10 protein-coding genes are annotated in these 13,971 nt (G+C 58.9%); 7 read left to right on the plus strand and 3 right to left on the minus strand.

Annotation, left to right across the window (positions count from 1 at the left end):
- Window positions 1-28: 28 nt before the first annotated feature.
- Entirely contained in the window at window positions 29-1,186 is a 1,158-nt protein-coding gene (locus AC2FJF_RS10745) for an acyl-CoA dehydrogenase family protein (RefSeq protein ID WP_496725365.1), read from the plus strand.
- Between the two features lie 144 nt (window positions 1,187-1,330).
- On the opposite strand, the gene AC2FJF_RS10750 is transcribed toward AC2FJF_RS10745, so the two are convergent.
- Entirely contained in the window at window positions 1,331-2,221 is an 891-nt protein-coding gene (locus tag AC2FJF_RS10750) for a LysR substrate-binding domain-containing protein (protein ID WP_496725367.1), read from the minus strand.
- A 96-nt stretch (window positions 2,222-2,317) separates the two neighbouring features.
- Here AC2FJF_RS10750 and AC2FJF_RS10755 point away from each other — a divergent pair, with 96 nt between their 5' ends.
- The 4 genes from AC2FJF_RS10755 to AC2FJF_RS10770 are packed head-to-tail and all read left to right on the plus strand — an operon-like array spanning window position 2,318 to window position 8,042.
- Window positions 2,318-3,484, plus strand: coding sequence for a pyridoxal phosphate-dependent aminotransferase (locus AC2FJF_RS10755; RefSeq protein WP_472722965.1), 1,167 nt, complete (start codon window positions 2,318-2,320; stop codon window positions 3,482-3,484).
- 23 nt (window positions 3,485-3,507) lie between these two features.
- Window positions 3,508-5,700 carry a dehydrogenase E1 component subunit alpha/beta gene (locus tag AC2FJF_RS10760; protein ID WP_496725369.1) on the plus strand — a complete coding sequence of 731 codons (2,193 nt, stop codon included), beginning with the start codon at window positions 3,508-3,510 and terminating at the stop codon, window positions 5,698-5,700.
- Entirely contained in the window at window positions 5,697-6,731 is a 1,035-nt protein-coding gene (locus AC2FJF_RS10765; RefSeq protein WP_496725371.1) for an ACP S-malonyltransferase, read from the plus strand. The genes AC2FJF_RS10760 and AC2FJF_RS10765 overlap by 4 nt, the downstream gene beginning before the upstream one ends.
- Window positions 6,732-6,770: 39 nt before the next feature.
- Window positions 6,771-8,042 carry an NAD(P)/FAD-dependent oxidoreductase gene (locus AC2FJF_RS10770; RefSeq protein WP_496725373.1) on the plus strand — a complete coding sequence of 424 codons (1,272 nt, stop codon included), beginning with the start codon at window positions 6,771-6,773 and terminating at the stop codon, window positions 8,040-8,042.
- A 2-nt stretch (window positions 8,043-8,044) separates the two neighbouring features.
- Here the strand turns inward: AC2FJF_RS10770 and AC2FJF_RS10775 are convergent, their stop codons facing one another.
- Complete coding sequence (locus AC2FJF_RS10775; protein WP_496725375.1) at window positions 8,045-8,746, minus strand: SDR family oxidoreductase; 702 nt, start codon at window positions 8,744-8,746, stop codon at window positions 8,045-8,047.
- A 103-nt stretch (window positions 8,747-8,849) separates the two neighbouring features.
- Here AC2FJF_RS10775 and AC2FJF_RS10780 point away from each other — a divergent pair, with 103 nt between their 5' ends.
- Complete coding sequence (locus AC2FJF_RS10780; RefSeq protein WP_496725377.1) at window positions 8,850-9,701, plus strand: LysR substrate-binding domain-containing protein; 852 nt, start codon at window positions 8,850-8,852, stop codon at window positions 9,699-9,701.
- Here the strand turns inward: AC2FJF_RS10780 and AC2FJF_RS10785 are convergent.
- Entirely contained in the window at window positions 9,692-10,576 is an 885-nt protein-coding gene (locus AC2FJF_RS10785) for a LysR family transcriptional regulator (RefSeq protein ID WP_496725379.1), read from the minus strand. The two genes, AC2FJF_RS10780 and AC2FJF_RS10785, sit on opposite strands and share 10 nt — an antisense overlap.
- Before the next feature lie 94 nt (window positions 10,577-10,670).
- Here AC2FJF_RS10785 and AC2FJF_RS10790 point away from each other — a divergent pair, with 94 nt between their 5' ends.
- Window positions 10,671-13,883, plus strand: coding sequence for a reductive dehalogenase (locus tag AC2FJF_RS10790; RefSeq protein ID WP_496725381.1), 3,213 nt, complete (start codon window positions 10,671-10,673; stop codon window positions 13,881-13,883).
- Window positions 13,884-13,971 lie beyond the last annotated feature (88 nt).

A 13,971-nucleotide genomic window follows, 5' to 3' on the forward strand; every position in this document is an offset into this window, starting at 1 on the left:
ATCGAAATTCGAATTGGGAGAAGCCTACATGTCGCTATTCAAGTCAACCGCCAACTGGGTCACTGACGAACATCAGATGTTTGCCGAAATGGCAAACCGGTTCATGGACGACGAACTTGTGCCCAATATCGAACGCTGGAACCAAAACGGCATGGTCGATCGCGAGTTCTGGAACAAGGCAGGGGAAATGGGGCTGATGGCCGGCGCTATTGCCGAGGAATATGGTGGCGTAGGCGGCGGGATCGGATTTGACGCGGTCACGTTGTACGGCCAATCCGCACGCGGCGATGCAGGCTGGGGATTTGGGATTCAGTCTATCGTTATCCATTACCTGAACGCATACGGCAGCGAGGATCAAAAACACAAATGGCTGCCCCGTCTGGCATCCGGTGAGATGGTCGGCGCTTTGGCCATGACTGAGCCCGGAACAGGCTCGGACGTTCAGTCCGTTCGCACCACCGCAGACATGGATGGAAATTCCTATCGCCTGAACGGATCCAAGATCTTTATCACCAACGGCCAATCCGCCGATTTGATCCTGGTGGCCGCAAAGACGGATAAATCGCAGGGATCCAAGGGCGTATCGCTGATCGCCGTAGAAACCGAAGGCGCAGAAGGGTTTCGTCGCGGCCGTAACCTCAAGAAATTGGGGATGAAGGCCAACGATACGGCCGAGCTGTTTTTTGAAGACGTCAAGGTTCCCATGACCAACCTGATCGGACCCGAGGAAGGTCAGGGCTTCTATCAGATGATGAAGCAATTGCCGTGGGAACGCCTGACCATCGGTATCATGGCGCTGGGTGCGATCGACTTCGCGATTGCCGAGACCGTGCGTTATACGCAGGAACGCAAGGCCTTTGGACAGCGCGTTATGGATTTTCAGAACACGCGGTTCAAACTGGCCGAGTGCAAAACCAAGGCCGAGGTTCTGCGCAGTTTCGTCAATGACTGCATCGCACAACTTGAGGCGGGCACGTTGGATGCGGCGACGGCCTCGATGGTGAAATACTGGGGTTCGGAAGTGCAGAACGAGATCATGCACGAATGCCTTCAGTTGTTCGGTGGTTACGGGTTCATGATGGAATACCCGATCGCCCGGCTTTATGCGGATGCGCGGGTGCAGATGATCTATGGCGGCACCAACGAGATCATGAAAGAATTGATCGCCCGCTCACTGGATAAGTAACGCACCCAAAGGGCTCCCGCCTGTCGTCAACGTTTTTGGAAAACGTCTCCTCCCGTTGGGCCGGGCAGGTGCGGGCGCAGCCCGCACCTGCCCGGCCCCTCTGCCGTCCGCAGGACGCAAAGCCGGAGGCTGCGCAGTTTGGGATCAGAATTGGCCAACCTGACCTTGCAGCCATATCCGAAACGACCGTAGCGGTTCGGATTCCGGTCGTGACTGTGGCCAGACCAAAAAGAATTGCCCAAGGCTGATGCGGGGTCCGTTCCATGCGGGAACCAACCTTTCGGTTTTCAGTTCGTCTTCGATCAGATAGCTGGGCAATAGCGCCGCTCCCAGCCCGTGGATCGTGGCCTGCACCATGGTCGAGAACTGATCGAACAGCATTCCCCGCATCCCTGATACGTCACGCCCTTGTGCCGCAAACCATCGCTCCCAAGCGTCCGGTCGAGTCTCTAGATGTAGCAGGGGAGCCGTCATTAGCCAGCCCAAGTCCTGCTCCTGATCGGGCAACAGGTCCTGCGCGCAGACCGGAACCACATCTTCACGCATGATCGGCAGGTAGTTGACGCCCGGCCAGTTCTTTTGGCCGAAGTGGATGGCGGCATCAAAATGTTCGGTCTCGAAATCAAACGGCTTGAGGCATGTGCTCAGGTTTAGGGTTACTTCCGGGTGGCGACGGGCAAAATCCTGCAGGCGCGGCGCCAGCCAGTGCATTCCAAAGGCGGGCAGGATGGACAGGTTCAGCGACCCGCCTGTTGGGTTGGCCTTCAGTTTCAGTGACGCTTGCGCAATTTGGTTTAGCGCTGTGCGCGCCACCTGAACATAATCTTTCGCGGCGGGGGTCAGGTGCAATCGCATCTGGTTTCGCTGAATGAGCGCAACGCCCAGTTGGTCCTCCATGGACTTCAACTGTCGGCTGATCGCGCTTTGGGTCAATGACAGCTCCTCGGCTGCAGCCGAGGCACTGCCGAGGCGATCAACCGCCTCCAGTGCCAGAAGTGAGGGGATCGAGGGTAGAAACCGACGGGGCGCAATCATATTACAAATCCTCATACCTTTCACACGGAATATCACTGGCAATTGCCGTGCACCAGCCCGATACAGAGGCGTGGAATCCAATGTGGATGTGGATCAATGACCCTAACGACCAGTATTCAAGAGTTTCAGCCCGCCGACCGGCTGGACGGTATTGAGCTGTCAGAGATCGTTCGCATTTCCGAACAGGCCGCGCGCCTTCGGGCGCAGGGTGTCGACGTGATTGCGCTCAGCACTGGCGAGCCTGATTTCCCAACGCCGTCGCATGTTGTTGAGGCGGCCCACCGCGCAGCTATTGACGGGCAGACGCGATACCCCGCAACGGCAGGAACGCCCACTTTGCGATCAGCGATCGCGACTGAGGCTGGCGCGCATCCCGAGAACGTAGTCGTTTCGACGGGTGCCAAGCAGGTTTTGTCCTGCGCAATGATGGCAACTCTGAACCCCGGCGATGAAGTGATTATGGCTGCGCCATTCTGGACAAGCTATGCGGATATGGTCAGTTTGGCTGGCGGTGTCCCCGTAGTCGTCAGCTGTCCGGCGACGCAGAAATTCAAACTGACGCCGGATCAGTTGGAAGCCGCGATCACCCCGCGCTCGCGTTGGCTGCTGCTGAATTCCCCGTCCAATCCAACTGGCGCGGTCTATTCCAAGGCGGAATTGCAGGCGCTGGGCGCGGTATTGCAAAACTATCCTCAAGTCTGGGTGATTTCTGACGAGATTTATCAACACCTGTCTTTTGTGCCTTTCACGCCCTTTGTGCAGGCCGTTCCCGAATTAGCGGAACGAACGTTGATCGTAAACGGCGTGTCCAAGGCCTATTCCATGACAGGCTGGCGCATCGGGTGGGGAATTGGCCCTGCTGAGTTGATCAAGGCGATGGTGGCTGTGCAGGGGCAAATCACGTCGGGGGCGTGTTCGATTGCCCAGGCTGCAGCATTGGAGGCCATCACCGGGCCGCAAGGCTTGCTGGCAGAACGCCGTCGGGCAATGCGAGCGCGCCGCGATCTCGTCGCCGAAGGGCTAAACGCCGCTGGTCTGGAATGTGCCGTGCCGGATGGCGCGTTTTACGTCTTTCCCAAAACTCATGCGAAAATGGCCACAGACCATGAATTCTGTCGCTTTCTGCTGGATGAGGCGGGTGTGGCGCTGGTGCCAGGGCGTGCGTTTGGGATGCCGGGGCATTTGCGGCTTTCTTTTGCCTATGCCACTGAAAGCCTGCAAGAAGGTATGCGCCGTATCGCGGACGCTACCGACAAGTTGTAACCAATAAGACCGGAAGACACCCAATGGACCGCGCCCAGATCGTTCACGAGAATTTCCTGACCCGGGTCGCCAATCGCGACTTTCCCGACGGAGCAAAGCCGCGGCAGGGTCTGAGCAATACCGATGCGGTGTCGCTTTTCCGGTCACAGGTCCTTAGCCGAGCGTTGGACAGGACCAGCCGGGCCATGCAGAAGGCGGGGCAGGGGTTTTACACCATCGGATCATCCGGCCACGAAGGGATGGCCGCCGTGGCGCATGCCTTGCGCCCGACCGATATCGCCTTTCTTCACTACCGGGACGCGGCGTTCCAGATCGCGCGGGCTGAGCAGGTGTCGGGCCAGCAGATCGCGTGGGACATGCTGCTGAGTTTTGCCTGTTCGAAAGAGGATCCGACCTCGGGCGGGAGGCATAAGGTACTGGGGTCCAAAGCGTTGACGATCCCACCGCAGACCTCGACTATCGCTAGCCACTTGCCCAAGGCGGTGGGCGCTGCGTATTCGCTAGGTGCCGCGCGGAGACACGATCCTGAACACCGTGACCTGCCCTTGGACGGGATTGCGATGTGTTCCTTCGGAGATGCCTCGGCCAATCATTCTACAGCGCAGGGCGCGATCAACACCGCAGGCTGGACCAGCGTGCAGTCGACGCCTTTGCCGCTGTTGTTTGTGTGTGAGGATAACGGGATCGGAATCTCGGTCAAAACGCCCAAGGGTTGGATACAGGCGTCGATGGAGCATCGCCCCGGGATCAAGTACTTTCAGGCCAACGGTCTGGATATCTACGAGACCTACGCAGTGTCCAAGGAAGCCGCCGAGTATGTCCGCTCCCGCCGCAAACCTGCCTTCCTGCACCTGAAAACCGTCCGCCTTTACGGACACGCAGGCGCAGATGTGCCGACTACATACCTACCAAAATCCGAAGTGGAGGCGGACGAGGCCAACGATCCCCTGCTGCACTCGGTGCGCTTGCTGGAACAGGCCGGGGCGTTGGCGCCGGAACAGGCGTTGAAAATCTACGAAGATACCTGCGCCCGCACGGACCGCATCGCGGCGGAGGCCGCAACCCGTCCGCACCTGACTACGGCGTCCGAGGTCATGGCCAGCCTGATCCCGCCAAAACGGATCTGTAAGCCCACTTACGGTCCCAGTACCGAAGCGCGTGCCAAGGCCTTTGGCGGCGACATGCGGGCAATGGATGATCCGCAATCCATGAGCCGTCTGATCAACTGGGCGCTGACCGATCTGATGCTGGAGCACGGCGAGATCGTCTGCATGGGCGAAGATGTCGGCCGCAAGGGCGGCGTCTATGGCGTGACCCAGAAACTGCAGCAACGCTTTGGCCCGGACCGGGTGATCGACACGCTGTTGGATGAGCAGTCCATTCTGGGACTGGCCATCGGCATGGGGCATAACGGGTTCATTCCGATCCCCGAAATCCAGTTTCTGGCCTATCTGCACAATGCCGAGGACCAGATCAGGGGCGAGGCCGCGACCCTGCCCTTTTTCTCGAACGGGCAGTACACCAACCCGATGGTTCTACGCATCGCGGGGCTTGGGTATCAGAAAGGGTTCGGCGGCCATTTCCACAATGACAACTCGCTGGCTGTCCTGCGCGACATTCCGGGCGTGATCATTGCCTGCCCGTCGACAGGCGCAGATGCGGCTAAGATGCTGCGCGAATGCGTTCGTTTGGCGCGCGAAGAACAGCGGGTGGTGGTCTTTCTGGAACCGATTGCCCTCTATCCGATGCGCGATCTGCACGATGCACAGGACGCAGGCTGGATGACGACGTATCCGTCGCCTGGCCAGAGTATCGCGCTGGGTAAGGTTGGCGTGCATGGCGAGGGTAAAGATCTGGCCATCGTCACTTATGGCAACGGGCATTATCTGTCGAAACAGGCTCGGCCCGAGTTGGAGGCCGCAGGCGTGAAAACCCGTATCATCGACATGCGCTGGCTGGCACCTCTCCCGATTGAGGCTCTGCGTCAGGCCACAAAGGGTTGCAAACACGTCCTTATCGTCGACGAGTGTCGCCGGACCGGCAGCCAGTCCGAGGCGCTGATGACCTTTTTCACCGAAAACAGTCCCTCTACCCCTAGCGCGCGCGTCGTGGCCGAAGATTGTTTTATCGCCACTGGCCCCGCTTATGCTGCTCCGCTGCCGTCGAAAGAGGGGATTGTCGCCGCTGCGCTAAAACTGACGGGGGGCCGCTCATGACCCGCACAGCAGTCGTCATCTGCCCTGGTCGGGGTACATACAACAAGCCCGAGCTTGGCTATCTGCATCGCCATCACGCGCAGCAGAATGCGATGTTTCGGGGCTTCGACGCGATACGTGCGGAAGCAGGGCAAGAGGCCGTTACCGCATTGGATGGCGCGGCGCGGTTCACAGTTTCCAAGTATTCAAAAGGCGATATTGCCTCACCGCTCATCTACGCAGCTTCGCTGGCGGACGCGCAATCGCTGGCCGATGATATCGAGGTGGTCGCGGTCACCGGGAACTCGATGGGGTGGTATATTGCGCTGGCCGCTGCCGGGGCGTTGTCGCCTGACCGCGGGTTTCGCTTAGTGAACACGATGGGAACACTGATGCAGGATCACCTGATCGGTGGCCAACTGGTTTATCCCTTTGCCGACGACGGTTGGGCGAACGACGCTGTTCGCAAGGCAGAGCTGCTGGCGGATGTGAAACGCATCAATGCGATGGACGGTCACGACCTTGCTTTGTCCATTGATCTGGGCGGAATGCTGGTTCTGGCAGGCAATGAAATGGGGCTGAAGGCGTTCGAGGCGTCGCAACCCACGGTGCAGGACCGTTTCCCGATGCGCCTGCCAAACCATGCCGCGTTTCACACATCCTTGCAGGCACCGGTCGCTGCCGAAGGGCGTGCGCGCTTGGGCGCGAATTTGTTCGGACAGCCTGAACGCCCCCTAATCGACGGCCGTGGAAAGATCTGGTGGCCGGGTGCCACGGATACGCTGGCGCTTTGGGATTATACCCTGGGTCACCAAGTGACCGAACCCTATGACTTTACCCGTGCGATCCAGACCGCCGCGCAAGAGTTCGCGCCCGATATGTTCATTGTTACCGGCCCCGGCGCAACCTTAGGTGGCGCAGTGGCGCAATCCCTTGTTCTGGCGAACTGGCGTGGCATGGGTAACAAGGCTGATTTTCAAGCGAAACAGGATGCGCAACCCTTCCTGATCGCCATGGGGCGCGAGGATCAAAGAGCGCTTGCAACCGGCTGACGCTGCCCTGATGATCCGCGCAATTTCAAGGAGCGCGAAGTGAGCGACCACAACCAGTCCCTTTGGCTGAACACATGCCGTGAACATGTCGAACCCGGTGTTTCGACCGGTGATATCACTGTTGATCTGGCGGTGATCGGTGGTGGGTACACCGGCTGTTCTGCGGCCCTGACTGCAGCCAAGGCTGGTGCCTCGGTCTGTCTGCTTGAGGCGCATGACATCGGTCACGGCGGATCGGGCCGCAATGTCGGGCTGGCGAATGCGGGACTTTGGTTGCCGCCCGTTGAGATTCGCGCGCATCTGGGTGACATGGTTGGGGATCGGCTGGTTGACCTTCTGGCTGCTGCTCCATCAGAGGTGTTCAGCCTGATCGACCAACTTGGGATAGACTGCGAACCTGTGCGCAACGGAACTTTGCACTGTGCGCATTCGGCTGCGGGTCTTCGGGATCTGCAGGCGCGCCATGCGCAACTCAGCGCTGCTGGCGCACCGGTTGAGTTGCTGTCTGCAGAACTGACAGCGCAGCGCACCGGCAGCGCGGCCTTTGGTGGCGCCCTATTCGATCCGCGCGCCGGAACCATCCAGCCATTGGCATATGTGCGTGGATTGGCCCGTGCCGGGGTCGAGGCTGGCGCGTCAGTTTCCACGCAAGATCCGGTTCTGTCCATGCAGCAGATGGATGGAATCTGGGAGGTGAAGACTGCTCGGCGCACAGTGCGCGCCAAATGGGTCATTCAGGCGACCAATGCCTATCACTGTGATCTGACCGCATCGGCCCCCGCCTATGTGCCGGTCTATTATTTCCAATATGCCACGGCCCCATTGTCCGACAATCTGCGCGCTAGCGTTTTGCCGGGGGATGAGGGGTGCTGGGACACAGACCTGATCATGACCTCGTTCCGAATGGATCAAGAGGGGCGGTTTATCATCGGTGCCATGGGTGATCTGGATCAGGCAGGCGGCGGGATTCACAAGAGCTGGATCAAGCGCAAACTGGCACAGCTGTATCCGCAACTGGCCGATCAGCCATTGGTCGAAGGGTGGCATGGCCGCATCGCTATGACGTCGGACCACATCCCGAAGATTACGCAGATCGGTCCCAACGCTCTGTCCGTTCATGGATTTTCGGGGCGTGGGATCGGACCAGGCACCGTCTTTGGCCGCCTTATTGCCCAAAGTCTGTTGCAGGACGACCCAAGTATTTTGCCGGTGCCCGCAGTCCCCGAGTATCAGGAAAAGTGGAAAGGGCTACGCCGCGCCTATTTTGAAACCGGCGCGGCGCTGACCCATTTTGTCAAAGCGCGGTTCTGACCTCAGACCGCACGGGTGATGCCGCCATCCACCCGGATGTTCTGACCGGTGATATAGCCGCCGCCTTCTGACGCAAGCATTGCCACGACCGAGGCGATCTCGTCATAGCTGCGTCCATAGCGGCCCATCGGGATGCGTGCGCGGAACTCCTCTTTCTCTGGCAGGCTGTCGATGAACCCTGGCAGGACGTTGTTCATCCGGATGTTGTCGGCCGCGTAATGATCCGAGAACAGCTTGGTGAAAGCGGCCAAACCTGCGCGGAACACGCCCGAGGTTGGGAAGACAGGGTCGGGCTCGAACGCCGCAAAAGTAGAGATGTTGATGATCGACCCGCCACCTTGTTTCTGCATGATCGGCGTCACCAGCCGGGTTGGTTTGACGGCGTTTAGGAAATAGACGTCCATACCGGTGTGCCAATCCTCGTCCGTCAGCTCCAGCACTGGCGCGCGCGGTCCGTGACCGGCCGAGTTGACCAGCACGTCGATGCGCCCCCAATGGGACATCGCGGTATCGACCAGTTTTTGCAAATCATCCGTCGACTGGTTTGACCCGGTCACGCCAACACCACCCAATTCGTGCGCCAGTGCCTCACCCTTGCCCGAAGACGACAGGATGCCGACCTTAAATCCATCTGCGGCCAGACGTCGGGCTGAATCTGCGCCCATTCCGCTGCCGCCCGCTGTTATCAGCGCCACTTTGGTCATGTGATTTCTCCATTCATTGATGGCATGAAGATGCGCTTTGGCGATCTGATTGACCAATCAGTTCTGCTGGCCTTATGATGTAGAAAAACTACAGGGTGCTACGATGGTGGCTCTTCCCCCTCTGAACGCCTTGCGGGCTTTCGAAGCTTCGGCGCGGCATCTGAACTTTCGCTTGGCTGCCGAGGACCTGGGCGTCACTCAAGGTGCCGTCGCCCAGCAGGTACGCGGGCTTGAGGCACGATTGGCTGTGACGCTCTTTGACCGCCTGCCGCGTGGCCTTGCGCTGACCGAGGCTGGGCGCAGACTCCATGCGCCCTTGCGCCGGGCCTTCCGTCTGATCGAAGAGGCCGTCGAGGATCTTTCTGGGGACAGACAAATTACTATATCTGTCACGCCCAGCTTTGCCTCGAAATGGCTGGTTCCACGACTCCCGGACTTTACGCGGCACCACCCTGATATTGCCGTGCAGGTCGACGCGCGGGAACGGCTGGCGGATTTCCAGGGGGACGGTGTCGACATTGCTGTTCGGCAAGGGCGTGCGCCGTTTGGATCCGGGGTGGTCGCAGTGCCTCTGTTTTCCACAACTTTCATTCCGGTTTGCGGTCCTGAGATGGCGGCCAGAATTGCGCATCCTGCTCACCTGACAAAGCACACTCTGCTGAACGACACCCATGGGCTGTGGCCATTGTTTCTGCAGCGTGCAGGGATCACGGGCAAGCCGAAGATGATGAGTTTCAGCCAGACCAGCCTTGCCATCGACGCAGCCGTGTCGGGCCAGGGTGTTGCGCTTGCTAACGAACCGCTTGTTTCTGCCCAGTTGGCCGCCGGTCAGTTGGTGCGCCCGATCCCGGACGAGCTGGTCGAGGACTTGGGCTTTTACATCGTAACACCCAAACAGCCACGCCAACCCGCGCTGGTCGCAGTGATGAAAGACTGGTTGCTGTCTCAATCCTGAAGCGTCGCTGCGATGGCTTCGATCCTGTCACGCAACCAGCGATGTGCCGGGTCGTTGGAAGATCTTTGGTGCCAGACCATGTAGATAGAGACAGGGTCGCACGCGAAGGGCAGAGGTGCACAATCCAACGCATGTAGCGGCCCGTGTTTCATCAACGCCGTATCAGTTGAAATCAGGTCGCCGCCTTTCACAAATGAGGTAATGGCATTGAAATGCGGCAGGGTAACCGTCGGTGGCCTGATCTGGTTTTGATCGACACCCCGCATAACAGCGCGCGAGCTGCGGCCATCCGCAAAACGAACTTCGACATGTTCGGTTTCACAATAGGTTTCCCAACTGTCCGGAGGAGATCGTCGCGCGCCATCGTAATAGATCATCAGCGGGCTGCTGAGGATGCGTTTTTGAAAGATGTCCGGTCCATCCGGCGGCAAAGGCGTCAGCATCAATTGACACCGATCGCTGCGCAGCAGCTCAGGGTCTGGAACACCTGATGGGATAAACCCCAACCCCAGCCGCACGCCTTCGGTCCGAACCTTTTGCAGCAATTGCGGGAAAATCAATTCCCTCGGCATGTCGTTTGTGGCGATGTGAAAGACCATCTCTTCGGACAGCGGGTCGAACGGGCGATCCTCGGTCAGCGCCCGCATATTGTCCAGAACCTGCTGAACAGGATCTTTCAGGGACAAGGCGCGCTCAGTAGGGGTCAGACCCTGCCCTGATCTGATGAATAACGGATCGCCCAGAACCACCCGAAGTTTGGACAGGGTGTGGCTGATGGCCGATTGTGTCACGCCAAGCCGATCTGCGGCCTTGGACACCGAGTTTTCTTCGAGAATGGTCAGAAAGACCCTCAGGACTTTTCCATCCAGATCCATGAAATCTATTTTGCTCATACCGCTTATGATTATTCATGAATGGATTTACTGTCCACGCCGCATTAGGTGAGACCTAGACATCAGGAGGCGCACGATGGGGATCCGCTTTTTCTCGGACAAGAACCGGCCGGTCCACATGGGGCCTTATCCGTTGGAGCGGTTGGCACGTCAGAGCGTTGTGCCGGACCTGTCTGCCGTGCCGCCGATGCCTGAACTCAGTTTTCACCGGCCGGAACAGCCTGAAAGCATCGTCAACGCCATGGGTGAGTTTCAGGCGATGATGGACGCTATTCGTGATGGATTCGCGAATGCTGTGCCCTCTGAAATCCCGGCCGATCCGACCACGCGCGCCCATCACTTTAAGGCTTTTGGCTATTTCAATGACGCGTCGATGATGGGGTGCGGGCCTTTGCCTGCCGAGGCGATGCTGCCCCAGCCGCGTCATAACCCCGACATTGATCGTCTGGCCCATGCGCTGAAGACCCGGCAGACTAAAACGCTGGCGTCGGGCATCGACGTCATCATGGCCGACCTGAAGGAAAGCATGGAGGCCGCGCCCAAGTCGATGGACACCCACCGCCACGCCATCGTCTTTGTCTATGAACACAACCGTGATCCAGACTCGGACGAGCCTGGTTCAGATTGGATCATGGACGCGCAGGACCACCGTTCCTGTTTGCTGGCGACCGAAAATGCGGTGGTGATTGCCAACTATATCCGGTTGTTGGGGTTCGATGCGCGGGCACATACCGCGATGTCCTCTGAAGTTGATCTAGGAAAACTGGCGGTGGCGGCTGGGTTGGCCTCGGTCGAGGATGGCGATGTTGTCGTGCCGTGGCTGGGCAAGCGGTTTGGTCTGGCAGCTGTTACGACAGAGATGGAGATTGCGCATGATCAACCGCTGCAACCCATGGCGCAGCAACCTTGGTTTCGTACACAAGGTCCGGCGTGGTGGCTGGGAACGGGGTTCGCCAAGAACGCGCTGAACAGGGATGCTTACGCCAAACGACGCTACGTGGACGGGGCGCATCCGTTCGAGAAACTTAAGCGCGTCGAAGACCCAACGACCTACATCGACGAAGAAAACGTGGCCCGCGTTCCCAAACGCGCCGACATGTTTGCCCGCGCACAATTCGGGGATATGGGCAAACCGCTGCAGGATGCAGCCAGGGGGGGGCACTATGTGCGCAAGGCCGCCCCCAGTTTCGCCCAGCGCCGCTCATTGGGCGCATTTGTGCTATTGCAGGATGGCGACAGCGCAGATGGCTCGCGCCCGACCGATGCCGCCCGAAATGCCGCGAATATCAAGGCCGCGACCTATTTCATTGGAGGCGATGCCGTGGGCCTCAGCCGTTGCCCGGAATGGGCGTGGTACTCTCACGACGCGACCGGAGAAGAGATCAACCCGCCCCATGATCAAGCCATCAGCGTGATCATCGATCAAGGCTATGAAACCATGGAGGGGTCCAGTGGCGACGACTGGATCGCAGTTGCCCAGTCGATGCGCGCCTATCTGCGGTTTTCGCTGTTGGGCGGTGTAATCGCGCAGCAGATCCGCAACCTGGGTTACAAAGCCAAGGCGCATACGGTCATGGATGGCGAGGTGCTTCAGCCGCCGCTTTTGCTTCTGTCCGGATTGGGCGAGGTCAGCCGGATTGGTGAGGTCATCCTGAACCCCTATCTCGGGCCCCGGCTCAAGTCTGGCGCGGTGACGACCGACATGCCGATAGAGCACGACAAACCGATTGATTTTGGCCTGCAGACTTTCTGCGAAAGCTGCAACAAATGCGCGCGCGAATGCCCTTCAGGGGCAATCACCGCAGGGCCAAAACTCATGTTCAACGGCTATGAGATCTGGAAATCCGACAGTCAGAAATGTGCGACCTATCGCGTGACCACCCCCGGCGGAGCGATGTGCGGGCGTTGCATGAAGACGTGCCCGTGGAACCTTGAGGGTATCTTCAAGGAACGCCCGTTCCGCTGGGCCGCGATAAACATCCCGAAAGCCGCGCCGGCATTGGCGAAACTGGACGATGCCGTGGGTAATGGCGGATTGAACGACACCAAGAAATGGTGGTGGGATATCGAATTGCAAACGGACGGAGCCTATCGTCCGACGAAACATCCGCTGAACCGGCGTGACCTGCAAACGGATCTGGACCTGAAGTACGACGATCAGACATTAGCCGTCTACCCTGCCTATCTGGCCCCCCATCCGTGGCCATATCCCTTTGCGATGGACCGCGAGGCCGGGATTGCGGCCTATCAGGCGATGGTGTCAGCCGAAGAATACAAAAACCGCAAGGCAGCAGGGGATACATCGATCGTGCATCGTTACTCGATCGCGGGCGATGCGCCGGTGATGCGGGTTGCGCTGACCAAGGTCGACAAGATGACGGCGGATGTGACTAAGTATGAATTCTCGGCCCTGAATGGTGCGCCTTTACCGGATTGGACTGCCGGGGCGCATCTGGATGTGCTGGTCGCGCCTGAGTTTCTGCGTCAGTATTCTATGTCGGGGGACCCATCGGACGGGTCAGTCTATCAGATCGGCGTTCTGCGCGAGGATGAAGGTCGTGGTGGTTCGGCCCTGTTGCATCGAATCTTCAGTGAGGGGCGCAAGGTCTTCATCTCGAAACCGATCAACCATTTCGAACTGGATGAGAGCGCAACAAAGACTTTTTTGATGGGCGGCGGGATCGGCATCACCCCGATGATTGCATTTGCTCATCGGTTGCACAGCTTGGGCAAGCCGTTCGCGTTACACTATTCCGCCAGCACCCGCGCTGGGGCTGGGTACCTGGACGATCTGGCGGCGATGCCCTGGGCCGACCATGTGCATTTTCATTTCTCAGATGAAGGAACACGCGCCGATCTGGATGCCGTCTTGTCGGGGTATCAGGAAGGGTGGCACGTCTATACCTGCGGACCGGATCGCTACATGGACGGTGTCATACAAGCGGCCGACAGGCAGGGATTTCCCGAAGAGGCGCGGCACCTGGAGTATTTCTCAGTTCCGGAACAGCCGGAATATGAAAACCATCCCTTCACGTTGAAGCTGGCAAAGTCGGGCAGGGAACTGACCGTCCCGGAAGGCAAAGATGCCGCTCAGGTATTGAACGAGGCGGGCATTCACGTGGATGTTAAATGCGCCGACGGTATATGTGGCGTCTGCAAATGCGGCGTGGTTTCCGGCGATATTGAGCACCGTGATTTCGTTCTGTCCAACAAACAGCGCGAGGGCGCGATCATCTTGTGTCAAAGCCGTGCGGCTGAACCTGACGGTGTGATCGAACTCGACCTCTGATCTGAGGTCTGAAAACGACTTCGATAAACACAAAAATTGGTCGTTCCAGCCATGGACGCCGTGGGGTAGCTGCACTAACGTCCCCTGC

The sequence above is a fragment of the Ruegeria sp. CDSB013 genome (assembly GCF_059611165.1).